Here is a 20,705-nt window from a genome sequence, read left to right as displayed (position 1 = left end):
GGCCCTGATGCATCGCCCATCATGAACGGCATCCTCCGCCTCGCGTTCAAGCTGCTCGTGAACGACAGCGCGAAGTTCACCGCGCTCACCGTCGGCATCACGTTCTCGGTGCTGCTGATGATCGAGATGACGTCGCTGTTCGCCGGCATCCTGAACAAGTCGTCGGCGTCCGTGATCAACATCGGTGCGAAGGTGTGGGTGATGGACCCGGCCGTGCAGACGATCGCGAACAGCATCGGCATGCCCGACTACGTGCTCGACGCGGTGCGCAGCATCGACGGCGTCAAGTATGCGGTGCCGCTCTACTCCGGCGCCGCGCTCGTGAAGCTGCGCTCCGGCACCTACCAGGCCGTGACGGTCGTCGGCCTCGACGACGCGAGCCTGCTCGGCCGCCCGACGATGCTGCAGGGCCGGATCGAGGACATCTACGCGGAGAACGGCTTCATCGCGATCCAGGATCCGGAGTTTCCGAAGCTCGAGAATCCGTCGGTCGGCACCGATTTCGAATTGAACGACCACCGCGGCGTGATCGTCGGCATCGCGAAGGTCGCGGCCAGCGGCCTGTTCGGCACGCCGACGCTCTATACCACCTATGCCCGTGCGATCCAGTACATTCCGTCGCCGCGCTTCACCACGTCGTACATCCTCGTCGAGCCGAAGTCGGATGCGGACATCGCGCACATCAAGGCCGTCGTGACAGCGCTCGGCTATCGCGCGTACACGCGCGACGAATTCATCGCTCAGATCGCGCATTTCTACAAGTATCAGACCGGCCTCGGCACCAACATCCTGCTGATGACGATCATAAGCTTCATCATCGGGCTGTCGATTTCCGGCCAGACCTTTTATGCGTTCATCCTCGAGAACCTGGACAAGTTCGGCGCGCTGAAGGCGATCGGCGCGAAAAGCCGCGAGCTCGTCGCGATGATCCTGTTCCAGGCGACGTTTACCGCGCTGACCGGCTACGGGCTCGGCGTTGGCCTGTGCGTGCTCCTGATCAGCCTCGCGAAGCTGCAGATTCCCGACTACGCGGCGCTCGTCACCTACGGCAACCTGGCGCTCGCGTTCGGCATGGTGGTCGTGATCGCGGCGATCTCGAGCTATCTCGGCGTGCGGCGCGTGCTGCGCATCGAGCCGTTCGACATCTTCCGGGGCTGACGATGGCGAAGGTCGCGATCGACGCACACGGCGTCAGCAAATGGTTCGGCGAAGGCGACGCGCGCACGCAGGCGCTGCGCGACGTGTCGATGCAGGCGAACTTCGGCGAGATGCTGCTGATCGTCGGGCCGTCCGGCAGCGGCAAGACGACGCTGCTCAGCGTGATCTCGGGCATCCTGCGGCCGGAATCCGGCTCGGTATCGATCGACGGCGTCGACCTGTGGGCGCAGCCGAACGACGCGATCGCGGATTTCCGGCTGAACCGGATCGGCTTCGTTTTTCAGGACTACCACCTGTTTCCGCGGCTCACGACGGCCGAGAATGTCGCGATCCCGCTGATCCTGAAGCGCCGCCCGTGGGACGACGCGATCAAGGAGGCGCTCGGCTATCTCGAGGTCGTCGGGCTCGCGAACCGCGCGCACCTGCCGCCCGTCAAGCTGTCCGGCGGCGAGCAGCAGCGCGTGGCGATCGCGCGCGCGATCGTCAGCCAGCCCGACCTGCTGATCCTCGACGAGCCGACCGCGTCGCTCGACGGCGACACGGGCCGCATGATCATCGACTTCGTCAAGCACAAGGTGCTGAGCGACACGCGCTGCATCGTGATCGTCACGCACGACGCGCGCATCTTCGAGTACGCGGATCGCATCCTGCGGATGGAAGACGGCAGGCTGAACGGCATCGAGCGCGGAGGTGCGCGATGAAACACCGGTTCGTGTTCGCGGCGGCCGTGCTCGGCCTGCTCGCCAGCCTCGTCGCCGCCTGGCTCTACAGCCGCCAGGAGCCGCCGCAGCCGCCGGTGTTCAAGCCGGCCGCCAATCCGTATGCGCGCGGCGTGTATGCGAACGGCATCGTCGAGAGCGAGCAGGCGGCCGGCGCGAACGTGAACGTCTACCCGGACGTGACGGGCGCGGTGACGCGCATCCTCGTGCACGACGGCGATCCGGTGAAGGCAGGCGATGCGCTGCTGACGATCGACGACTCGGTGCAGCGCGCCACCGCCGCGCAGCTCGCGGCGCAGGCCGATGCGGCCAACGCGCTGCTCGACGAGCTGAAGGCCCAGCCGCGCCGCGAAGTGCTCGACGTGGCGAGTGCGCAGGCGACGGCCGCGCAGGCCAGCCTGAAGCTCGCGCAGGACCAGTACGACAAGCAGCGGCGCGCGTACGACATCGACCCGAAGGCCGTGAGCCGCGATGCGCTCGACACGGCCGCGAACTCGGTACGTGTCGCGGCGGCCAACCTCGACGTCGTGACGCGGCAGTATCGCCTGACGAAAGCCGGCGCGTGGAGCTACGACGTGCGCAACCAGGAAGCACAGGCCATCGCGCTGCGGCGCGCGGCCGACGCGGCCGCCGCGCTGCTCGCCCGCTATACGCTGCGCGCGCCGGCCGACGGCACCGTGCTCGCGATGAACGCGGCCGTCGGCTCCTACCTGACTTCGCAGGGGCTCTACGACACCTACACGCAGGGCAACGCGCCCGTCGCGGTGCTCGGCACGCCGGTCGACCGCCTGCAGGTGCGCTGCTACATCGACGAAATCCTGATCCACCAGCTGCCCGACCTGCACGCGCTGAAGGCGCACATGTTCGTGCGCGGCACGTCGGTCGAGGCCGACCTCCAGTTCGTCCGCGTGCAGCCGTACGTGACGCCGAAGATCGAACTGTCCGACCAGCGCACCGAGCGCGTCGACGTGCGCGTGCTGCCGGTCATTTTCCGTATCGTCCCGAACAAGGCTGTCCGGCTGTTTCCCGGGCAGATCGTCGATGTGTACGTGGCCGGCAAATAATCGCCGCGCCCGCCGGATGCCGCGCGCGGCGGCCGCGCTCGCGGCCGTCGCGTCGCTGGCCGGATGCATGGTCGGGCCCGACTTCACGCGTCCGCCCACCCCGCACGTATCGCGCTTCGCCGCGACGGACGCCACGGCCGGCGCATGGACGGGCGGCGGGCAAACCCAGGCGCTGTCGGCCGCCGAGCCGCTCGCGCGCGACTGGTGGACGCGCTTCGGTAGCCGCGCGATCGACTCGACCGTCGGCGAGGCGCTGACCGGCAGCCCGACGCTCGATCTCGCCGAGGCGACGCTGCGGCGCAGCGAACATGCGCTGCAGGCCGGCGAAGGCGTCTTCTTTCCGCAGGCCGATGCGCAGGCCGGCGCGTCGCGCCAGCGCTATGCGCCGCTGCGCACCGGGCAGGCCCTGCCGGCATCGATCTTCAACCTGTACACGCTGTCGGCGACGGTCAGCTACACGCTCGACCTGTGGGGCGGCGAGCGGCGCCAGGTCGAGGCGCTGGCGGCCGGTGTCGACGCGCAGCGCCAGGCGCTCGCGGGCGCGTACCTGATGCTGACCGCCAACGTCGTCAACACGATGATCGCGCGCGCCGCGTATCGCGACGAAGCCGCGGCCACGCGCGAAATGATCGGCCTGCTCGACGAGCAAATCCGCCTGACGCGCGCGCAGGTGACGGCAGGCGCGGCGCCCTACGTCGCCGTGCTCACGCTGGAGTCGCAACGGGCGTCGCTCGAGGCGACGCTGCCCGCGCTCGATCAGAAGCGCGCACAGGCCGACGACCTGCTCGCGCTGCTCGCGGGCCGCTACCCCGTCGACTGGCAGACGCCCGACCTGTCGCTCGAGCGCATCGCGCTGCCGGCAAGCCTGCCGGATACCGCGCCGTCGTCGCTGGTGCGCCGCCGGCCGGACATCCTGCAGGCGGAAGCGCAGCTGCACGTGGCCAGCGCGCAGGTCGGCGTCGCGACGGCCGCGCTTTATCCGAATCTCACGCTGTCCGCGTCGGGCAGTTTCGACAGTATCGTCGCCGGCCAGTTGTTCGCGCCGGCCGGTCGTGCATGGAGCGTCGGCGCCGGGCTCACCGCGCCGCTCTTTCACGGCGGCACGCTGGTGAACGAGCGGCGCGCGGCGCAGGATGCGTACGACGAAGCCGACGCAACCTACCGGCAAGTGGTGCTGTCGGCGTTCTCGCAGGTCGCCGATACGTTGCGCGCGCTCGCGAACGACGCTGCGGCACTCGATGCACAGGCCCGCGCGATGGCCGCGGCCCGCGATGCGCTGACGCTCACGCAGGCCGGCTACGACGCAGGGATTACCGGCTATGTGCAGTTGCTGGTCGCCGACGTGCAATATCATCAGGCGCGCCTGGCGTGGCTGCAGGCGGTCGCGCAGCGGCTGCAGGACACGGTCGCGTTCTACGTCGCGCTCGGCGGCGGCTGGGGTGACGCGGGCTGATACGCGGCGGCACGGGCACGGGCGTCCGAAGTCAGCCCGTTCGCGTGTGCGTCGCAACGTCGGGCCGCTGCCACGGCGGCAGCTCGGCCCAGCCGAGCGGGCCGTAGACGGTGCCGCCGGCAGCCTCGATCGTCTCGACGAATTCGGCGAGCGTCGCCCCCGCCGGCACGGCCAGCTTCATCGCGTCGACGAATTCCTCGCTGCGCAGCCACGGCACCGCGCCGTCGTTGATCTGCTCGACGCTCCAGTCCTGCCCGTGCCGGCCGGCTTCGGGCGGCAGCAGCCGCGGCGCGTCGAACGCCACGCGCAGCAGTTGCGCGCGCGAATCGCTGTAAGGCGGTTGCGCGACGTCCTGGTAGGGCACGTCGGCCCAGCTTTGGCCGCATTGCAGGTCGAGCGGCAGGCAGGTGAACCACGCCCAGGGTGCGCGGACGAAGCACAGCCGGTAGCCGGTTCGCGCGCCGTCCAGATTGGCGATCAGCGTCATGATGAATTCGTCCCGAAAGCGTCGTGATCCCGCTGCGCATTGCGTACGCGACGTACGCGGAAAAGCGGGGGCACGACATCGCGTTCGCGTACACGTTCACTATCATGCCACCGGCCGGCCCGGGCGTTGACCGACGTCAAGCCGGCACGGCAACGGCCGGAGCGCAAACCTCGCCCGACCGGGGCACGGATACGACAATCCCTGATTTCCGTCAATCGCGTCACACGGATCCGCGCTGTAATCGATTCACTGCTCCGTCCACTCCCGTGAGGCGATCCATGAAACTGACTTTTCTCGGCGCGACCGAAACCGTGACCGGCTCGAAGTACCTGATCGAGCACGGCAACCGGCGCGTGCTGGTCGATTGCGGCCTGTTCCAGGGCACCAAGAACCTGCGGCTGCGCAACTGGAACCCGTTGCCGGTCGCGCCCGACACGCTCGACGTGGTCGTGCTCACGCACGCGCATATCGACCATACCGGCTATCTTCCGGTGCTGGCGCGCGAAGGGTTTCGCGGGCCGGTGTACTGCACGGCGGCCACGGCCGAACTCTGCGACATCATGCTGCGCGACAGCGCGCGGCTGCAGGAGGAAGAAGCCGAGTTCGCGAACCGCCACGGCTACTCGAAGCATCATCCGGCGCAGCCGCTCTACACGCTGGACGATGCGCAGCGCGCGCTGCACCTGCTGAAGCCCGTTGCGTTCGACGAATGCACGCCGCTCGGCGGCGGGCTGGCGTTCCGCCTGCTGCCGGCCGGGCACATTCTCGGCGCGGCGAGCGTCGTGATGCACTGGGATCACAAGGTGCTGGCCTTCTCGGGCGATCTCGGCCGCTATCACGACCCGATCATGCAGCCGCCGCTGGCGCCCGCGCACGCGGACTACCTGGTCGTCGAATCGACGTACGGCGACCGGCTGCATCCGGAATCGGACCCCGAGAACGAACTCGCCGCGCTGTTCGACAAGACCTTCGCGCGTGGCGGCGTCGTGGTGATGCCCTGCTTCACCGTCGGCCGCGCGCAGGAGATCCTGCACTACATCGCGCGCCTGAAGGCGTCGGGCCGGATGGCGCGCGTGCCGGTATTCGTCGACAGCCCGATGGCCACCGACGTGACCGAGATCTATCGCCACCATATTCTCGAACACCGGCTGACGCCATCCGAGGCGAACGCGCTCGGCCACGCGGCCACGATGATCCGCTCGGTCGAGCAGTCGAAGGCGATTGCCGACCATCAGGGCCCGATGGTCATCATCGCCGGCAGCGGGATGGCGACGGGCGGCCGCGTGCTGCACCACCTGAGCCGCTACGCGCCCGATGCGCGCAACACGATCGCGCTGGTCGGCTACCAGGCGGCCGGCACGCGCGGCGCGGCGCTGGCCGCGCACGAGCCGACCCTGAAGATTCACGGCGAGTACGTGCGCGTGCGCGCGCAGGTCGCGTCGATCACGGCGCTCTCCGCGCATGCCGACTACGAGGAGATTCTCCGCTGGCTCGGCACGATGCAGCGCGCGCCGGTGCGGACCTTCGTCACGCACGGCGAGCCGGCCGCGGCCGATGCGATGCGGCGACGGATCGCGGAGCGGCTCCACTGGCCGTGCGAGGTGCCGGTGTACGCGCAGCGCGTCGATCTCGATGCGGTCGAATCCGGCGACACGCGCGAGCCGGCCGCGCTGTCCTCCTGACGGCGTGACCCGCCGGACGTGGCGGGAACCGGGCGTCGCACATCGGTTCCCGCCACGCGCCCCGGCCATCAGCCGACTTCGATGATGACCTTCAGCGCCTGCGTCTGCGCCGCGCGGCCGAACGTGTCGTACGCGCGCTCGACGTCGTCGAGCGAGAACCGGTGCGTGATCAGGCGTTTCGGATCGAGGCGCCCGGCGCGCACGGTCTTCAGCAGCATCGGCGTGCTGACCGTATCGACGAGCCGGGTCGTGATCGAGATGTTGCGATCCCACAGCTTCTCGAGGTGCAGGTCGGCCTTGACCCCGTGCACGCCGACGTTCGCGACCACGCCGCCCGGCGCCACCAGCGACGTGCACATCTCGAACGTCGCCGGAATCCCGACCGCCTCGATCGCGCAATCCACGCCGACGCCGCCGGTCAGCTTCATCGCTTCCGCCACCGGGTCCCCGCTGCGGCCGTCCAGGCAATCGGTCGCGCCGAAGCGCCGCGCGACCTCCAGCCGGTTGCTGTCCGGATCGATCATGATGATCTGCGCGGGCGAGTAGAACTGCGCGGTCAGCAGTGCCGCCAGCCCGATCGGGCCCGCGCCGACGATCGCGACCGAGCAACCCGGCTGCACCTTGCCGTTCAGCACGCCGCATTCGAACCCGGTCGGCAGGATGTCGGACAGCATCACGAGCGCCTCCTCGTCCGCGCCCGGCGGAATCCGGTACAGGCTCGTCTGCGCATGCGGAATGCGCACGTACTCGGCCTGCGTGCCGTCGATCCGGTTTCCGAGGATCCAGCCGCCGGTCTCGCAGTGCGAATACAGGCCGCGCCGGCAATATTCGCAGCGGCCGCACGACGAGATGCAGGAAATCAGCACGTGATCGCCCGGCTTCAGCGCGTCGACGGCGGCGCCGACCTGTTCGACGATCCCGACCCCTTCGTGGCCGAGAATGCGGCCGGGCTCACAGGTCGGCACGTCGCCCTTGAGGATGTGCAGGTCGGTGCCGCAGATCGTCGTGCGCGTCACGCGCACGAGCGCGTCGGTCGGCGACTGCAGTTCCGGCCTGGGCCGTTCCTCGAGCGCCTTGTGCCCGGGCCCGTGGTAGACGAGTGCTTTCATTGCGGTTCCTCCATCGAAAGAAAGGGTGGCAGGTTCGTTCATCAGGACTGCGGCGCATCGCGCACCGGCGCCAGCACCATCGCGAGCGCGCAGGACGCGACCCGGACGGCCGCGCCGTCGGCGCGGCTCGTCAGCACGATCGGCACGCGCGCGCCCACGACGATGCCGGCGCTGACGGCGCCGCCCAGGTATTCGAGCTGCTTCGCGAGCAGGTTGCCCGCTTCGATATCGGGCACGACCAGGATATCGGCGCGGCCGGCGACCGGCGAATCGATCCCCTTGTCGTGCGCCGCCCGCAGCGAGATCGCGTTGTCGAACGCGAGCGGGCCGTCGACGATCGCGCCCGTGAGCTGGCCGCGTTCGGCCATCTTCGCGAGCGCCGCCGCGTCGAGCGTCGAGCGCATCGCCGGATTGACGGTCTCGACCGCGCACAGCACGGCCACGCGCGGGCACGCCACGCCCAGCGCATGCGCGACGTCGATCGCGTTCTGCGTGATGGCCGCCTTCTGCGCGAGGTCCGGCGCGATGTTCACCGCCGCGTCGGTCAGGATGAACGGCCGCGGATACGCCGGCGTCTCGATCAGGAAACAGTGGGACATGCGCTTGTCCGTGCGCAGCCCCGATTCGGCGGCGACGACGGCGCCCATCAGCTCGTCCGTATGCAGGCTGCCCTTCATCAGCGCGCCGGCGCGGCCGGCCGCCGCGAGTTCGACCGCGCGGGCCGCCGCCGCATGGCTGTGCGGCACGTCCTCGATCGTCCAGCGCGAAAGGTCGACGCCCGCGTCGTGCGCGACCCGCAGCACCTTGGCGCGCGGCGCGACGATCAACGGCTCGACCGCGGCCCCCAGCGGCGACGCGCCGAGTTCGGCCAGCGCGACGAGACTGGTTGCGTCGCACGGACGCACGACGGCCACGACCAGCGGCGGCGCGTGGCATGCGCGCGCGATCAGCCCGGGCAATGCGCCATCCGCGCGCGGCAGCAGGCCGGGCAGGCACGCGCCGCCGCCCGCATCCGGATGCCGGTGCCCGTTCATGTCTCGAGCACGTAGGCGCCGGGCGCCGCGGCGAGCCCGGCGGCCGGCGTGCGGGCCGGCACGTCGCCCGACGAGCGCGCGCGCAGCCAGTCGCGCCAGCAGGTCCACCACGATCCGTCGACCGCGGGCGTGTCGTGCACGAATTCGCGCGGGCTGCGATACGGCGCGCCGGGTTCGCGGGTCGCGCAGCGGTAGTGGCGGCCCGGATGGCCGGGTTCCGACACGATGCCCGCGTTGTGGCCGCCCGCCGTCAACACGAAGGTCAATGCATGGTGCGTCAGCAGATGGAGCTTGTAGACGGAACGCCACGGCGATACGTGATCGCGCTCGGTGCCGACCACGAACGTCGGCACGTCGAGATCCGACAGCGCGATCGGCCGCCCGTCGACGCGGTAGCGGCCTGCCGCGAGATCATTGTCGAGGAACAGCCGGGTCAGGTATTCGGAATGCATCCGGTACGGCATGCGCGTGGTGTCCGCATTCCACGACATCAGGTCGTTCGGCTTCGTGCGCCGGCCGAGCAGGTATTCGCTCATCATCCGCGACCAGATCAGGTCGCGCGCGTTCAGCAGTTCGAACGCGGCGGACATCTGCGCGCCGTCCAGGTAGCCCTGCCGCCACATCAGCGCATCGAGTGCGGACAGTTCGCTCGCGTCGATGAACAGGCCGAGTTCGCCGGGTTCGCTGAAATCGGTCTCGGCCGCGAGCAACGTGACGGATCGCAGCGCCTCGTGTTGCCGCCCGTCGCGCGCGAGCGCCGCCGCGCCGATCGCCAGCAGCGTGCCGCCGAGGCAATAGCCGGCCGCGTGGACCGCTTCGCCGCAGATCGACCGGACCGCGTCGAGCGCCGCCAGGCACCCGTCGCGCAGGTAATCGTCGAGCCCGAGATCGCGCGCTTCCGCGCCCGGATTGCGCCACGACACCGCAAACACGGTGTAGCCCGCATCGACCAGGAAACGGATCAGCGAATCGTGCGGCTGCAGGTCGAGGATGTAGTACTTCATGATCCACGACGGCACGACCAGGATCGGCTCGCGCGCGACGCGCGGCGTCGTCGGGTCGTATTGCAGCAGCTCGCACAACGCGTTGCGCCACACGACCCGGCCCGGCGTGACGGCCACGTCGCGCCCGGGCAGGTACGCCCGCACGTCGCGGCCGCGCTGGCCGCCGGCGCGATCGAGCCACGCGTTCGCATCGTCGAGCCAGTGCCGTGCGCCCGCCGCGAGGTTCGCGCCGCCGCTGCGCATCGTCGCGTCGAGCGCGACCGGATTGGTCGCCAGGAAGTTGCCGGGCGAGCACGCGTCGAGCCATTGACGCGCGACGAAACCGACCAGCTCCTCATGGTGCCGTTCGACACCCGGCACGCCGCGCGTCGCGTCGCGCCACCAGCGCTGGACCGACAGGAAGGCGTCGCGATACGCGCAAAACGGCCAGCTCGACCACACCGGCGCGGCGAAACGCGGATCGGCGCCCCCCGCATGCACGGCCAGGCCGTCCGCGCCGGCGTCGTCCGCCGCGGCTTGCTCCGCCGCCGCGGGCGCGGGCGCCAGCCACGCCTGCGTCGCGAGTTCGAAGCACTTGCCCGGCGACACCACCAGATGCGCGCCCCAATCGAGCATGGCCAGCGCCAGCGACACGGGCGACAGCCCGAAGGTCATCGCGGCAACGTTCGCATGCGCGGCGCGGTTCCATCGTTCGGCGGGCGTCGCCTCGGTTGCCGCGCCTTCGCAGGCGCCGGTCTTGCGCCCGTCCCGATCCGGCGGCGGCCTCGAATCGCCCGGAAGCGGCGCACGGATGACGGACGCTTTCATCGCATGTACATGCCGCCGTTGACGTCGAATTCCGCACCGGTCGCGAAGGCGCCCGCATCGGAACAGAGGAAGGCGACGAGCGCGGCGATTTCGTCGGGATCGCCGAGGCGGCCGGCCGGAATCTGCGGCAGGATCTTCGTGTCGAGCACCTCCTTCGGCACCGACTCGAGCATCGCGGTGGCGAGATACCCGGGCGCCACGGTGTTGACCGTGATGCCGTGCCGCGCGAGCTCGAGCGCCAGCGACTTCGTGAAGCCGTGGATGCCGGCTTTCGCGGCCGCGTAGTTCGCCTGCCCGTACGCCCCGCGCTCCCCGTTCACGGACCCGATGTTCACGATCCGCCCGAAGCCGGCGTCGATCATGCCGGGCACGAACGGCTTCGTCATGTTGAACAGGCCGTCGAGATTGGTGCGCAGCACCGCGTCCCACATGCTCTTGGTCATCTTCACGAAGGTGGCGTCGTGCGTGATGCCGGCGTTGTTGACGAGCACGTCGACGCGCCCGAATTCGGCCAGCACGCGTGCCGCGCAGTGCTGGCACGAGTCGTAGTCGGCCACGTCGACCTCGTACGCACGAAACGTGCGGCCCGCCTCGCGTTCTTGCGTGAGCCACGTCGCGACGTGGTCGTTGCGTTCGGTGTGCGACACCGCCACGGTCATGCCGGCGTCGTGCAGGCGGCGGCTGATCGCGGCGCCGAGGCCGCCCATCCCGCCGGTGACGAATGCAACGCGCTCAGCGGACATGATCGTGCTCCTGCGTGGCGTGGCTGCCATCGAGACGCCGGACGGCCGCGGCCTCGTCGCCCGCATCGACGGCTTCCGTGATGCCGAGCTCGAACGCGGCCATCCAGTCGCGCCACGGCATGCTCGCCTCGTTGACCACGGCCAGCCGCCCGAGATCGGGCCACCAGTCGGTCTGGCAGCGCGCCAGCGTGCCGGCGCCGTAATCGCGCAGCCACGTGCGCCAGGCGCTCGCGCTCTCGAACTGCCCGCGCATGCACAGCTCGGTGGCGTCCTGCCAGATCGCGACGGTGGCGATCGTGTAGTCGCGCGTCACCTGCCGCGCCGCTTCGCCGAAGGACGTCCATTCGTTCGTCGCCGTGAGCGCCTGCTGCAGGTCGCGCACCGCGTCGCGGTCGCGCTCGATACGCCGCCCGGCCAGCGCGAGCCATTCATGCTGCCAGCCGCGGTTCAGCGCGGCCATGCGCAAGGCAAGATCGCAGCCCGCGCGGCAAGCGTCGTTCGGTGTCGTCAAAGCGTGGGGGCTCATCGTCTTCCCTCCTTCGATCCGGTCAATGGGTTGGCATCCGTGTCATGCCGCCTGCCCGGCATCGGCATCGCGACCGCTTCACTGTGCGACCGGTGCGCATGGCGCCCGTTGATCTGAGTCAAGCACGCGGAAACCCTGCTTCGTAGACTGGATTGCACTGGCGGATCATCCGTCGATGGAGCGATTCCGATGAGCTACAAAAGCCTAGTCGTGCATCTCGACACGAGCGACCGCGCGCATTCGCGTCTCGAGTTCGCGTTGCGTCTCGCCCGGCGCTTCGGTGCGCATCTCACCGGGCTGTTCGCGGTCTACACGCCGGAGCCGCATTCGTTCTACGTGATGGCCGGCTCCGCCGACTATTTCCGCGAACACCGCGAACAGCGCGACGAACGGCTCGCCGCGCTGGAGCGCCTGTTCCATGCGGAGGCTGCCCGCGCGAAAGTGCCGGCAGCCTGGGTTCGTGCAGACGAACGCGCGAATGCCGCCGTGCCGCGCGCCGCCCGTCTTGCCGACCTCGTGATTGCAGGCCAGAGCGACCCGAACGATCCCGAAACCTACATCGACGACCAGTTCGCGGAGAACCTCGTCCTGTCCGCCGGCCGCCCGGTGCTGTTCTGGCCGTACACCGGAGAATTCCCGTCGATCGGCGAACGGGTGTTCGTCGCGTGGGACGGCAGCCGCGAAGCCGCCCGTGCCGCACACGACGCGCTGCCCTTCCTCGAGCATGCGAAGCGCACGACCGTCGTCGCCGTGGTCGACGGCAATTCCGAAGCGGCGACCACGCGCATTCCGGCCGCCGATGCCGCGTTGATGCTGGCGCGCCATGCGCGCGACGTGAACGTGCTCGACATCGATACCGGCACCGGCGCGTCGATCGGCGACACGCTGCTGTCGCGCGCGTACGAAACGGGTTCGGACCTGCTCGTGATGGGCGCGTACGGCCATCCGCGCTGGCGCGAGCTGGTGATGGGCGGCGCCACCCGCACGGTGCTCGCGTCGATGACGCTCCCGGTGCTGATGTCGCACTGAGCCGGCCGATGCGCACGCTCGCGCTGCTCGCCGTCAATGCCGGTTCGTCGAGCGTCAAGTTCGCGGTCTTCGCGTATCCGCCGCACGGCGATCCCGCGCGGCGGCCGCTGCACGAGGGGGAAGCGGCCGCAACCGGCAACGGCGTGTCGATCCGCTTCGACGCCGCCCCGGGCGGCACGCTGCCGCTGCACGCGGGCGATCCGTTCCGCGCCGTGCTCGCGCAGATCGCGATGTGGATCCGCGTGCAACTGCCGCATGTCGCGCTGGGCGCGATCGCCCATCGTGTCGTGCACGGCGGCGCCCGGTATGCCGACCCGATCGTCGTCGACGACGCGGTGCTCGACGCGCTTCGCACGCTGACGCCGCTCGCGCCGCTGCATCAACCGCACAGCCTCGATGCGATCGACGTGCTGCGCGACGCGTTTCCCGACGTGCCGCAGGTCGCCGTGTTCGATACCGCGTTTCATCGCACGCTACCGCGCGCCGAGCAATTGCTGCCGTTGCCGCATGCATGGTTCGACCAGGGGGTGCGTCGCTACGGGTTCCATGGTCTGTCGTACGAATACCTGGCCATCGCGCTCGACGAGCGGTTCGGCGCGCGTGCGCACGGCCGCGTGATCGCCGCCCATCTCGGCAGCGGCGCCAGCCTGTGCGCGATGCGCGACTGCCGCAGCGTTGCGACGACCATGGGCTTCTCGGCGCTCGACGGGCTGATGATGAGCACGCGCTGCGGCACGCTCGACCCCGGCGTCGTCCTGCACCTGCTCGAGATCGGCAAGCTGTCCGGCGATGCGCTGGGCCATCTGCTGTATCACGAGTCGGGCCTCAAGGGCGTGTCGGGCGCGTCCGGCGATCCGCGTGTGCTGCTGGCGTGCGAAGCCGCCGGCGACGCATTGGCCGGCGATGCGCTGACACTCTACGTCCACCGCATCGTGCGCGAAGCCGGCGCGCTCATCGCGCTGCTGGGCGGCCTCGACATGCTGGTCTTCACCGCCGGCATCGGCGAGCACTCGGCCGTGTTGCGTGAGCGAATCTGCGCATCGCTCGGCTGGCTCGGCGTCGACATCGATGCGCGCGCGAACGCGGACCACGCGCAGGTCGTGTCGTCCGCGTCGAGCGCGGTCACGGTGGTCGTCGAGCCGACCAACGAAGCGTGGATCGCCGCGCGCGCCGCGATCGGCGTGCTGCGCGGCAACCGCGACGCTTGATCCAGATCAGCGCGATCGGCGCGCGCGCGCCGATGATGATTTCATCCACCTCCGTTCAAGGGAAACGCCATGTACTCGAACATTCTGGTTGCGCTCGACGGCAGCGACACGTCGTCCCGTGCACTCGACGCCGCGCTGGGCCTCGCGTCGGAAACGGGTGCGCGGCTGACCCCCGTCTACGTCGTCGATTTCCTGGTGCCCGCCTACGACATGGTCGGATACGATCCGTCGATCCTGATCGATGCGTTCCGGGAAGAAGGGCTGCGCGTCACCGACGACGCAGCGCGCCGCATGAAGGCGCGCGACGTGGCCGGCACGCCGCGGATCACCGACGTCGATCCGGCGGGCGAAGACATCCCGCACCGGATCGTCAGTCTTGCCAATGAAATCGAGGCCGACCTGATCGTGATGGGCACGCATGGACGGCGCGGCGCCCAGCGCCTGTTCCTCGGCAGCGTGGCCGAGCGCGTGCTGCGTCTGGCCACGTGCCCGGTGCTGATGATTCCCGCGAGCTGCCCGTCCGGCAAACCCGCCGAGACCGTCGCGGCATCAACCGAAAAGGAGCCGTCATGAGCTACAAGACCCTGCTTGTCCACCTCGACGACAGCGAACGCTGCGCGACGCGCGTCGACCTCGCGCTCGAACTGGCGGGACGCTGGAACGCGCATTTGATCGGCCTCTACGTGGTCTGCCAGGATCTCTTCGAGCCGTTGCGGCGGCCCGACGAGCCGCTCAAGCTGGCCGTCTACGAGCGGCTGTGCGAACAGCGGCGCAAGGAAGCCGAGGAGAGATTCCTGACGGCAGCCGAGCGCGCGGGACGCAGCGTCGAATGGCAGGCGCCGGCCGGCGACGCGACGACAGTCGCCATCCTGCACGCACGTCACGCCGATCTGCTGGTGCTCGGCCAGGAAGACCCCGACGATCGCATGACCTACGTGGCGCGCCATTTCATCGAGGATCTCGTGATGGGCAGCGGCCGTCCGGCGCTCGTCGTGCCCTATGCGGGCGACGTGCGAACGATCGGCGAGAACGTGCTGATCGGCTGGGACGGCGGGCGCGAAGCCGCCCGCGCGATGGCCGATGCGCTGCCGCTGCTCGCCCGCGCGCGCTTCGTCAACGTCGAGACGGTCGTGCGCGGTCAACCCGACCCGGACCAGACGCCGGCGGGCGTCGACGTCGCCGCGTATCTCGAGCGGCACGGCGTTCGCGCGTCGTTCTCGACGACGCCGCGCGACCGGTCGGTCGGCGTGGGCGCGACGCTGCTGAACCGGGCGACCGACCTGCATGCGGATCTGCTCGTGATGGGCCTGTACAGCCATGCGCGCATGCACGAACGCGTGCTGGGCGGCGCGACGCGCACCATCCTCGAGACGATGACGGTGCCGGTGCTGCTGTCGCACTGACGCCGCACGCATGACGACGGGGCAGCCGCGGGCGGCTGCCCTCTGCGGTCACAGCACGGCCGCACACGCGCCGTGCCCCTCGCGCACGACCAGCACCGGCCGGTCGGCGCTGCGCACCAGCGATTCGGCGACGCTGCCGAGCACCGCACGGCGCACGCCGCGGCGTCCGTGCGTCCCCATCACGATCAGGTCCGCGTCGCATTCGGCGGCGGCTCGCGCCAGCACGGACGACACGTCCTCGCCGCACGCGTCGATCGTGTGCGCGGTGCCGCGGACGCCGCACAGGCGAAACGCGGTCTGCGCATCCGCCACCGCGATCGCGGCCTTGTCCGCATCCAGCCCCCTCGGGTCACGCTGGTCGATATAGCCGCTGTCGAAGTCAGCCACTCTTGGCGCGTCCGATACCACGCACACGGCGACGATCAGGCCCCCCGAAGCGCGGGCGAGCGCGATCGCCTCGTCGAGCGCGAGCCGCGAACTGCGGCTGCCGTCGAGCGCCGCAAAGATCCTTGCATACATGATGCCTCCCTGGTGGCGTCCGGTTTTTGACTGGAATGCCACACCAGTCTGGGCCCGGCGGGCGTGATCCGGTTGACGCCGGTCAAGCCTGCCCGGCCGCAGGCGTACGCATCGGTCCCGATTGGCGAAGACAGACAAAACGCGCACAATTTCGGGCGACATCGCAACTTCGGTCCGCCCCACGTTTCGTGCCTCGCGTCCGGCCGGACGCCCGCCAGCCGCCGGCGAAATCCGATCGGCTGCGCATGGAGATCACGGCCGACAACCCGGCGGCCCCCGTCTATTCCGGCGGCTTCGGCGGCGACGACGGCAGTTCGGCCCCCGACCGGCTCGCGCGAACGGGATGCACGATTACCGTGGCGTTGCCGCTTCACGCCATCCAGCAAGGAGATGGGCTGTCATGATCCGGGTACTCATCGCCGACGACCACGCCCTCGTCAGGGACGGCCTGCGGCACATCCTGCAGAGCGCGAGCGGGTTCGAAGTCGCGGGCGAAGCGCGCGACAGCGCGTCCACGATCGCGCTCGTGCGTGACACGGCCGCGAATGTGCTGGTGCTCGACCTGTCGATGCCCGGCCGAAACGGCGTCGAACTCATCAAGCAGATCAAGGACGAGAAACCGGCATTGCATATTCTCGTGCTCACGATGCACGCCGAGCAGCAATACGCGGTGCGCGCGTTCCGCGCCGGCGCATCCGGCTACATGACCAAGGAAAGCGCCAGCGCCGAGCTGGTCGCGGCGCTGACCAAGATCGCGGCCGGCGGCGTCTACGTCAGCCTGACGATGGCCGAACAGTTTGCGCAGAGCCTGAACGAGCCGACCGATCTCCTGCCGCACCAACGGCTGTCCGACCGTGAATTCGAGGTGTTCCGGCGGGTCACCACCGGCGAGTCGATTTCCGAAATCGCGGAGGCGCTCTGCGTCAGCGTCAAGACGGTCAGCACCTACAAGACGCGGATTCTCGAGAAGATGCAGATGCCGAACGACACGGCGCTCGTGCGCTATGCGATGCGCCACAAGCTGTTCGAGGATCCGGACGAACTCTGACGCGGCTCCGTCGCACGACCGCCGCGCCTTCGCGTCGACCCGGACAGAATGCCGCACCCGTGTAGGAAACCGCCTACAGCGCTTCCGCGTGACCTACTGCATCTTCAATGCCTGCTGATTTCCTTGACGCCGCGCAACATCCATACTCCAGATCAAGAAAAACAAGCACGCGCCTGGCGAAGCAACGGCGGCAATCGCCGCCGGGACAGGTTTCCTTTTCGTCCGGCGCGGCTTTTCCGATGGGGGCGGCTTGCACCAGGGCCGCCGGCGTTACCACCAGCGCGACCCCGTCCCACGACGGCCCGCCGCTGTCCCCAATGTACTGGAGTACTGGAGCCGATCATGCAAAGCCATGCCGATGTTTCGCCGACCGTGCCGTTACGCCCGTTCATCCCGTTGCATCCCGTCGAACGGGCGGAACAACCGAAACGCGCCGCGTCCCGCTGTTCGACGTGTTCGTTGCGCACGGTCTGCCTGCCGCCTGACCTTTCGCCTGACGATTTCGCGCGGGTCGACGCGATGATCTGCACGACGCGGCACGTCAGGCGCGGCGAAACGCTGTTTCGCGCAGGCGACGCGTTCAACAGCATCTATGCGGTGAGAACCGGGTCGTTCAAGACCATCGTGATGCACCGCGACGGCGACGAGCAGATCACCGGCTTCCAGATCGTCGGCGAATCGCTCGGGCTCGACGGCGTGCACACCGGCCACCACAACGGCGATGCGATCGCGCTCGAGGACAGTACCGTCTGCATCATTCCGTTCGGCCAGCTCGAGCAGATCTGCCGCGAGGTGCGGCCGATGCAGCATCACGTGTACCAGATGATGAGCGGCGAAATCGTCCGCGAATCCTCACTGATGCTGCTGCTCGGCACGATGACCGCCGAGCAGCGCGTCGCCGCGTTCCTGCTGAACCTTTCCACGCGCTTCAAGGCGCGCGGCTACTCGGCCGCCGAATTCGTGCTGCGGATGACGCGCGACGAGATCGGCGAATACCTCGGGATGAAGCTCGAAACGGTCAGCCGCATGCTGTCGAAGTTCCAGCGCAACGGGCTTGTCGCCGCGCAAGGCAAGCAGATCCGCATCGTCGATTCGGAAGGCCTCGGGCGGATCTGACCTCGCCGCACGCGCGGCGGGCGCATCAGCCGCGCATGGCGAGCACCGCCGCCCCGGACAGACGCCCCGTGCGCAAGTCGTCGAGCGCGCGGTTCGCGTCGGTCAGCGCGTAGCGCACGGCCTCGACCCGCAACGGCATCGCATCGGCGATCCGCATGAATTCGACGGCATCCGCACGCGTCAGGTTGGCCACCGATGCGATGCGGCGCTCGCCCCACAGCCACGCGTACGGAAAGCCGGGAATGTCGCTCATGTGGATGCCGCCGCACACGACGATCCCGCCCTTGTCGAGCGCACGCAGCGCGGCCGGCACCAGCGCCCCCACCGGCGCGAAGATGAGCGCGGCATCGAGCGGCTCGGGCGGCGTTTCGTCGCTGCCGCCGGCCCATGCGGCGCCGAGTGACAGCGCGAGCTGCTGGGCAACCGCATCGCCGGGCTTCGTCAGCGCGAACACCTTCCGTCCCTCGCCATGCGCGACCTGCGCGACGAGATGCGCCGCCGCGCCGAAACCGTAGATGCCGATGCGCCGCGCGTCGCCCGCCATGCGCAAGGTGCGATAGCCGATCAGGCCGGCGCACAGCAGCGGCGCGGCCTCGAGATCGGAATAGCGCCGCGGCAGATGCACGCAATACCGGTGGTCGGCGACGGTGCGCTCCGCGTAGCCGCCGTCGATCGTATAGCCCGTGAATCCGGGGCTGTCACACAGATTTTCGCGGCCGGCCGCGCAATACGCGCAATGGCCGCACGTCGACCCGAGCCACGGAACACCGACGCGCTCGCCCACCGCGAAGCCCGTCACGCCCGCGCCGAGCGCGCGCACCGTGCCGACGATCTCGTGCCCCGGGATCAGCGGCAGCTTCGGATGCGCGAGCTCGCCGTCGACGACGTGGAGATCCGTCCGGCATACGCCGCATGCGTGTACGTCGATCAGCAACTGGCCCGCCGCCGGCAACGGGTCCGGCACGCGCGTCTCGCGCAAATGCGGTGTCGCGCCGTCAAACATCATCGCAAGCATGCTCGCCTCCCCGCGCAATCGTGTTCGCGCGCTGCACGTTCCAAGGCTAATCGCACACGCGCCGCGTGTGCATGGCCCGGTGACGGGCGCTTGATGTGGGTCAACGACGCTCGGACGGTTGCTGACACGATGAAGTGGCATAACGCCCGCGTGTGGCGCCCAGGAGATGTTCGAATGATATCCGTTCCCCCATTGGCCGCAAGCACCCACCCCGAGGACCGTCTGAGGTCGCTGCTGGCCTACGCGGTGCTGGCCCCGTCCAGCCACAACTCGCAGCCGTGGCGGTTCATCGTCGACGGCCCCACGATCGCGGTCTGCGCGGATCGCGTGCGCGCGTTGCCCGTCATCGATCCGTTCGATCGCGAGCTGATCATCAGCTGCGGCGCGGCCCTGCTCAACCTGCGCGTCGCGCTCGATCACGCCGGGCTCGCCCACACGATCAGCACCTTTCCGTCCGATATCGATCCCGATCTGCTGGCGATGATCCGGGTGTGCGACGACGGCTACTCCGACGCGTCGCTCGGCGCGCTGTTCGATGCGATTCCGGAGCGCGTCACGACGCGCGCGCCGTTCAACTCGACGGCCGTGCCGGACGCGCTGCAGCGCGAGCTGATCGCGGCCGGCGTCGCCGAAGGCGCGGAGGTCACCTGTATCGATTCGATCGCGCATCGCGCACGGGTGGCCGCGCTGGTCGCGGAGGCCGATCAGCAGCAGTTCGCGGACCCGCGCTTTCGCCGCGAACTGGCGAGCTGGATCGATCCGCGCCGGCACGTCGACGGCATGCCGGCGTTCGCGGCCGGCGTGCCGACGCTGCTGGACTTCGCGGCGCCCGTCGTGACGATGGCGGTGCGAACCTTCGATCTCGGCGACGGGCTGGCCGCGCTGCATCACCAGCTCGTCGGCGCCTCGCCGCTGATCGTCTGCCTGTCGACCGTGCGCGACGATCGCGACGCGTGGCTCGCCGCGGGACAGGCGCTGGAGCGCGTCCTGCTCGTCGCGACGCGCGCAGGCTATACGGCGTCGTACCTGAACCAGCCGATCGAGACGGCCGGGCTGCGCGCCCACCTGCGCCACATGCTCGGGCTGCACGGCGAGCCGCAGTTGCTGCTGCGCGTCGGGCGCGGCCCGCATGCGCCGCACTCGCCGCGCCGCCCGCTCGACGAAGTCGTCTCGTGAGCGCGCCTCGCGGCGCGTAATCGCCCTTCCGATCCGGACGAGGAAAGACAACATGAACCTCCCGCGCTACGCTGCCTTCTGCGCGATCGTCACGGCGGCCAACCTGGCCGCCGCGCAGACGGCCGTGCCCGAGCCGACCGATCTCGTCAATGCGCAGCACTGCATGTTTTGCCATACGGTCGACATGACGTTCCTCGGGCCGTCGTTCCGCGAGATCGCGCAGCGCTACCGCGGCGATCCGGCGGCGGCGCCGGAACTGGAACGCAAGCTGCGCGTCGGCGGCCGCGTGCACTGGGGCGACACGCCGATGCCGCCCGCCGAGGATCGCGGCGGCCCGCTGTCCGCCGACGACGCGCATCAGCTCGTGCAATGGGTGCTGAGCCAGTAACCGGCCCGCCGCCCCGC

The 20,705-nt window shown here is 69.5% G+C and carries 22 protein-coding genes; 14 read left to right on the top strand and 8 right to left on the bottom strand.

Going from position 1 to position 20,705, the window contains the following annotated elements:
• Nucleotides 1-21 precede the first annotated feature (21 nt).
• Genes LGN17_RS27470 through LGN17_RS27455 form a run of 4 tightly spaced genes read left to right on the top strand, consistent with a single transcriptional unit; the run spans nt 22 to nt 4,394 of the window.
• Entirely contained in the window at nt 22-1,158 is a 1,137-nt protein-coding gene (locus LGN17_RS27470) for an ABC transporter permease (protein ID WP_226199929.1), read from the top strand.
• Complete coding sequence (locus LGN17_RS27465; protein ID WP_226200008.1) at nt 1,155-1,859, top strand: ABC transporter ATP-binding protein; 705 nt, start codon at nt 1,155-1,157, stop codon at nt 1,857-1,859. The genes LGN17_RS27470 and LGN17_RS27465 overlap by 4 nt, the downstream gene beginning before the upstream one ends.
• Nucleotides 1,856-2,941, top strand: a complete 1,086-nt coding sequence (locus LGN17_RS27460; protein ID WP_226199927.1) for an HlyD family secretion protein — start codon at nt 1,856-1,858, stop codon at nt 2,939-2,941. The genes LGN17_RS27465 and LGN17_RS27460 overlap by 4 nt, the downstream gene beginning before the upstream one ends.
• Nucleotides 2,919-4,394, top strand: a complete 1,476-nt coding sequence (locus LGN17_RS27455) for an efflux transporter outer membrane subunit (RefSeq protein ID WP_226199925.1) — start codon at nt 2,919-2,921, stop codon at nt 4,392-4,394. Before LGN17_RS27460 ends, LGN17_RS27455 begins: the two co-directional genes overlap by 23 nt.
• Nucleotides 4,395-4,425: 31 nt before the next feature.
• Here LGN17_RS27455 and LGN17_RS27450 read toward each other — a convergent pair whose 3' ends face one another.
• Nucleotides 4,426-4,881 (bottom strand): hypothetical protein, encoded by a 456-nt coding sequence (locus LGN17_RS27450; RefSeq protein ID WP_226199923.1) that lies wholly within the window; start codon nt 4,879-4,881, stop codon nt 4,426-4,428.
• A 278-nt stretch (nt 4,882-5,159) separates the two neighbouring features.
• On the opposite strand from LGN17_RS27450, the gene LGN17_RS27445 reads away from it, so the two are divergent.
• The gene (locus LGN17_RS27445) at nt 5,160-6,563 is read left to right on the top strand and encodes an MBL fold metallo-hydrolase RNA specificity domain-containing protein (RefSeq protein WP_226199920.1); all 1,404 of its coding nucleotides are present in this window, start codon (nt 5,160-5,162) and stop codon (nt 6,561-6,563) included.
• Nucleotides 6,564-6,631: 68 nt separating this feature from the next.
• Here the strand turns inward: LGN17_RS27445 and LGN17_RS27440 are convergent, their stop codons facing one another.
• The 5 genes from LGN17_RS27440 to LGN17_RS27420 are packed head-to-tail and all read right to left on the bottom strand — an operon-like array spanning nt 6,632 to nt 11,786.
• Nucleotides 6,632-7,672, bottom strand: coding sequence for a zinc-dependent alcohol dehydrogenase family protein (locus LGN17_RS27440; protein WP_226199918.1), 1,041 nt, complete (start codon nt 7,670-7,672; stop codon nt 6,632-6,634).
• 41 nt (nt 7,673-7,713) lie between these two features.
• Nucleotides 7,714-8,706, bottom strand: coding sequence for a bifunctional enoyl-CoA hydratase/phosphate acetyltransferase (locus LGN17_RS27435; protein WP_226199916.1), 993 nt, complete (start codon nt 8,704-8,706; stop codon nt 7,714-7,716).
• Complete coding sequence (locus LGN17_RS27430; protein WP_226199914.1) at nt 8,703-10,517, bottom strand: PHA/PHB synthase family protein; 1,815 nt, start codon at nt 10,515-10,517, stop codon at nt 8,703-8,705. The genes LGN17_RS27435 and LGN17_RS27430 overlap by 4 nt, the downstream gene beginning before the upstream one ends.
• A complete protein-coding gene (locus LGN17_RS27425; protein ID WP_226199911.1) occupies nt 10,514-11,260 on the bottom strand; it encodes a beta-ketoacyl-ACP reductase in 747 nt (248 codons plus the stop codon). The genes LGN17_RS27430 and LGN17_RS27425 overlap by 4 nt, the downstream gene beginning before the upstream one ends.
• Entirely contained in the window at nt 11,250-11,786 is a 537-nt protein-coding gene (locus LGN17_RS27420; protein WP_226199910.1) for a hypothetical protein, read from the bottom strand. The genes LGN17_RS27425 and LGN17_RS27420 overlap by 11 nt, the downstream gene beginning before the upstream one ends.
• Nucleotides 11,787-11,975: 189 nt before the next feature.
• Between LGN17_RS27420 and LGN17_RS27415 the strand changes: the two genes are divergently transcribed.
• The 4 genes from LGN17_RS27415 to LGN17_RS27400 all read left to right on the top strand — a co-directional run bounded on the left by LGN17_RS27415 (nt 11,976) and on the right by LGN17_RS27400 (nt 15,426).
• Nucleotides 11,976-12,815: a universal stress protein gene (locus LGN17_RS27415; RefSeq protein WP_226199909.1), complete on the top strand. Its 840-nt coding sequence runs from the start codon at nt 11,976-11,978 to the stop codon at nt 12,813-12,815.
• A gap of 8 nt (nt 12,816-12,823) precedes the next feature.
• Nucleotides 12,824-14,023: an acetate/propionate family kinase gene (locus LGN17_RS27410; protein ID WP_226199907.1), complete on the top strand. Its 1,200-nt coding sequence runs from the start codon at nt 12,824-12,826 to the stop codon at nt 14,021-14,023.
• Nucleotides 14,024-14,092: 69 nt separating this feature from the next.
• Nucleotides 14,093-14,596, top strand: coding sequence for a universal stress protein (locus LGN17_RS27405; RefSeq protein WP_226199905.1), 504 nt, complete (start codon nt 14,093-14,095; stop codon nt 14,594-14,596).
• On the top strand, nt 14,593-15,426 hold the full coding sequence (locus tag LGN17_RS27400; RefSeq protein WP_226199903.1) for a universal stress protein: 834 nt from the start codon (nt 14,593-14,595) through the stop codon (nt 15,424-15,426). The genes LGN17_RS27405 and LGN17_RS27400 overlap by 4 nt, the downstream gene beginning before the upstream one ends.
• A gap of 48 nt (nt 15,427-15,474) precedes the next feature.
• Here LGN17_RS27400 and LGN17_RS27395 read toward each other — a convergent pair whose 3' ends face one another.
• Nucleotides 15,475-15,945, bottom strand: a complete 471-nt coding sequence (locus LGN17_RS27395) for a universal stress protein (RefSeq protein WP_226200006.1) — start codon at nt 15,943-15,945, stop codon at nt 15,475-15,477.
• 245 nt (nt 15,946-16,190) lie between these two features.
• On the opposite strand from LGN17_RS27395, the gene LGN17_RS27390 reads away from it, so the two are divergent.
• The 3 genes from LGN17_RS27390 to fnr all read left to right on the top strand — a co-directional run bounded on the left by LGN17_RS27390 (nt 16,191) and on the right by fnr (nt 18,109).
• Nucleotides 16,191-16,349: a hypothetical protein gene (locus tag LGN17_RS27390; protein WP_226199900.1), complete on the top strand. Its 159-nt coding sequence runs from the start codon at nt 16,191-16,193 to the stop codon at nt 16,347-16,349.
• Nucleotides 16,346-16,993 carry a response regulator transcription factor gene (locus LGN17_RS27385; protein ID WP_226199898.1) on the top strand — a complete coding sequence of 216 codons (648 nt, stop codon included), beginning with the start codon at nt 16,346-16,348 and terminating at the stop codon, nt 16,991-16,993. Before LGN17_RS27390 ends, LGN17_RS27385 begins: the two co-directional genes overlap by 4 nt.
• A gap of 342 nt (nt 16,994-17,335) precedes the next feature.
• Nucleotides 17,336-18,109, top strand: coding sequence for a fumarate/nitrate reduction transcriptional regulator Fnr (gene fnr / locus LGN17_RS27380; protein WP_226199896.1), 774 nt, complete (start codon nt 17,336-17,338; stop codon nt 18,107-18,109).
• Between the two features lie 25 nt (nt 18,110-18,134).
• On the opposite strand, the gene LGN17_RS27375 is transcribed toward fnr, so the two are convergent.
• Nucleotides 18,135-19,124: a zinc-dependent alcohol dehydrogenase family protein gene (locus tag LGN17_RS27375; protein ID WP_226199893.1), complete on the bottom strand. Its 990-nt coding sequence runs from the start codon at nt 19,122-19,124 to the stop codon at nt 18,135-18,137.
• Between the two features lie 174 nt (nt 19,125-19,298).
• On the opposite strand from LGN17_RS27375, the gene LGN17_RS27370 reads away from it, so the two are divergent.
• Together LGN17_RS27370 and LGN17_RS27365 are read left to right on the top strand one after the other, a co-directional pair.
• On the top strand, nt 19,299-20,300 hold the full coding sequence (locus LGN17_RS27370; protein WP_226199891.1) for an Acg family FMN-binding oxidoreductase: 1,002 nt from the start codon (nt 19,299-19,301) through the stop codon (nt 20,298-20,300).
• Nucleotides 20,301-20,352: 52 nt separating this feature from the next.
• A complete protein-coding gene (locus LGN17_RS27365; RefSeq protein WP_226199887.1) occupies nt 20,353-20,688 on the top strand; it encodes a c-type cytochrome in 336 nt (111 codons plus the stop codon).
• Nucleotides 20,689-20,705 lie beyond the last annotated feature (17 nt).

It is taken from the genome of Burkholderia sp. AU30280, assembly GCF_020420125.1.
In the GTDB taxonomy this organism is placed as follows: domain Bacteria; phylum Pseudomonadota; class Gammaproteobacteria; order Burkholderiales; family Burkholderiaceae; genus Burkholderia.
Note: the sequence above shows the minus strand (reverse complement) of the source record. Positions and strands in the feature narration are given on the sequence as shown.

What these genes read in the sequence shown, in the direction of transcription:
- LGN17_RS27445 (WP_226199920.1), top strand. Translation starts at nt 5,160, where the DNA reads ATGAAACTGACTTTTCTCGGCGCGACCGAAACCGTGACCGGCTCGAAG.
- LGN17_RS27390 (WP_226199900.1), top strand. Translation starts at nt 16,191, where the DNA reads ATGGAGATCACGGCCGACAACCCGGCGGCCCCCGTCTATTCCGGCGGC.
- LGN17_RS27425 (WP_226199911.1), bottom strand. Translation starts at nt 11,260, where the DNA reads ATGTCCGCTGAGCGCGTTGCATTCGTCACCGGCGGGATGGGCGGCCTC.
- LGN17_RS27450 (WP_226199923.1), bottom strand. Translation starts at nt 4,881, where the DNA reads ATGACGCTGATCGCCAATCTGGACGGCGCGCGAACCGGCTACCGGCTG.
- LGN17_RS27370 (WP_226199891.1), top strand. Translation starts at nt 19,299, where the DNA reads ATGATATCCGTTCCCCCATTGGCCGCAAGCACCCACCCCGAGGACCGT.
- LGN17_RS27395 (WP_226200006.1), bottom strand. Translation starts at nt 15,945, where the DNA reads ATGTATGCAAGGATCTTTGCGGCGCTCGACGGCAGCCGCAGTTCGCGG.
- LGN17_RS27455 (WP_226199925.1), top strand. Translation starts at nt 2,919, where the DNA reads ATGTGTACGTGGCCGGCAAATAATCGCCGCGCCCGCCGGATGCCGCGC.
- LGN17_RS27440 (WP_226199918.1), bottom strand. Translation starts at nt 7,672, where the DNA reads ATGAAAGCACTCGTCTACCACGGGCCCGGGCACAAGGCGCTCGAGGAA.
- LGN17_RS27460 (WP_226199927.1), top strand. Translation starts at nt 1,856, where the DNA reads ATGAAACACCGGTTCGTGTTCGCGGCGGCCGTGCTCGGCCTGCTCGCC.
- LGN17_RS27430 (WP_226199914.1), bottom strand. Translation starts at nt 10,517, where the DNA reads ATGAAAGCGTCCGTCATCCGTGCGCCGCTTCCGGGCGATTCGAGGCCG.
- LGN17_RS27405 (WP_226199905.1), top strand. Translation starts at nt 14,093, where the DNA reads ATGTACTCGAACATTCTGGTTGCGCTCGACGGCAGCGACACGTCGTCC.
- LGN17_RS27420 (WP_226199910.1), bottom strand. Translation starts at nt 11,786, where the DNA reads ATGAGCCCCCACGCTTTGACGACACCGAACGACGCTTGCCGCGCGGGC.
- LGN17_RS27385 (WP_226199898.1), top strand. Translation starts at nt 16,346, where the DNA reads ATGATCCGGGTACTCATCGCCGACGACCACGCCCTCGTCAGGGACGGC.
- LGN17_RS27435 (WP_226199916.1), bottom strand. Translation starts at nt 8,706, where the DNA reads ATGAACGGGCACCGGCATCCGGATGCGGGCGGCGGCGCGTGCCTGCCC.
- LGN17_RS27410 (WP_226199907.1), top strand. Translation starts at nt 12,824, where the DNA reads ATGCGCACGCTCGCGCTGCTCGCCGTCAATGCCGGTTCGTCGAGCGTC.
- LGN17_RS27365 (WP_226199887.1), top strand. Translation starts at nt 20,353, where the DNA reads ATGAACCTCCCGCGCTACGCTGCCTTCTGCGCGATCGTCACGGCGGCC.
- LGN17_RS27400 (WP_226199903.1), top strand. Translation starts at nt 14,593, where the DNA reads ATGAGCTACAAGACCCTGCTTGTCCACCTCGACGACAGCGAACGCTGC.
- LGN17_RS27470 (WP_226199929.1), top strand. Translation starts at nt 22, where the DNA reads ATGAACGGCATCCTCCGCCTCGCGTTCAAGCTGCTCGTGAACGACAGC.
- LGN17_RS27415 (WP_226199909.1), top strand. Translation starts at nt 11,976, where the DNA reads ATGAGCTACAAAAGCCTAGTCGTGCATCTCGACACGAGCGACCGCGCG.
- LGN17_RS27375 (WP_226199893.1), bottom strand. Translation starts at nt 19,124, where the DNA reads ATGCTTGCGATGATGTTTGACGGCGCGACACCGCATTTGCGCGAGACG.
- fnr (WP_226199896.1), top strand. Translation starts at nt 17,336, where the DNA reads ATGCAAAGCCATGCCGATGTTTCGCCGACCGTGCCGTTACGCCCGTTC.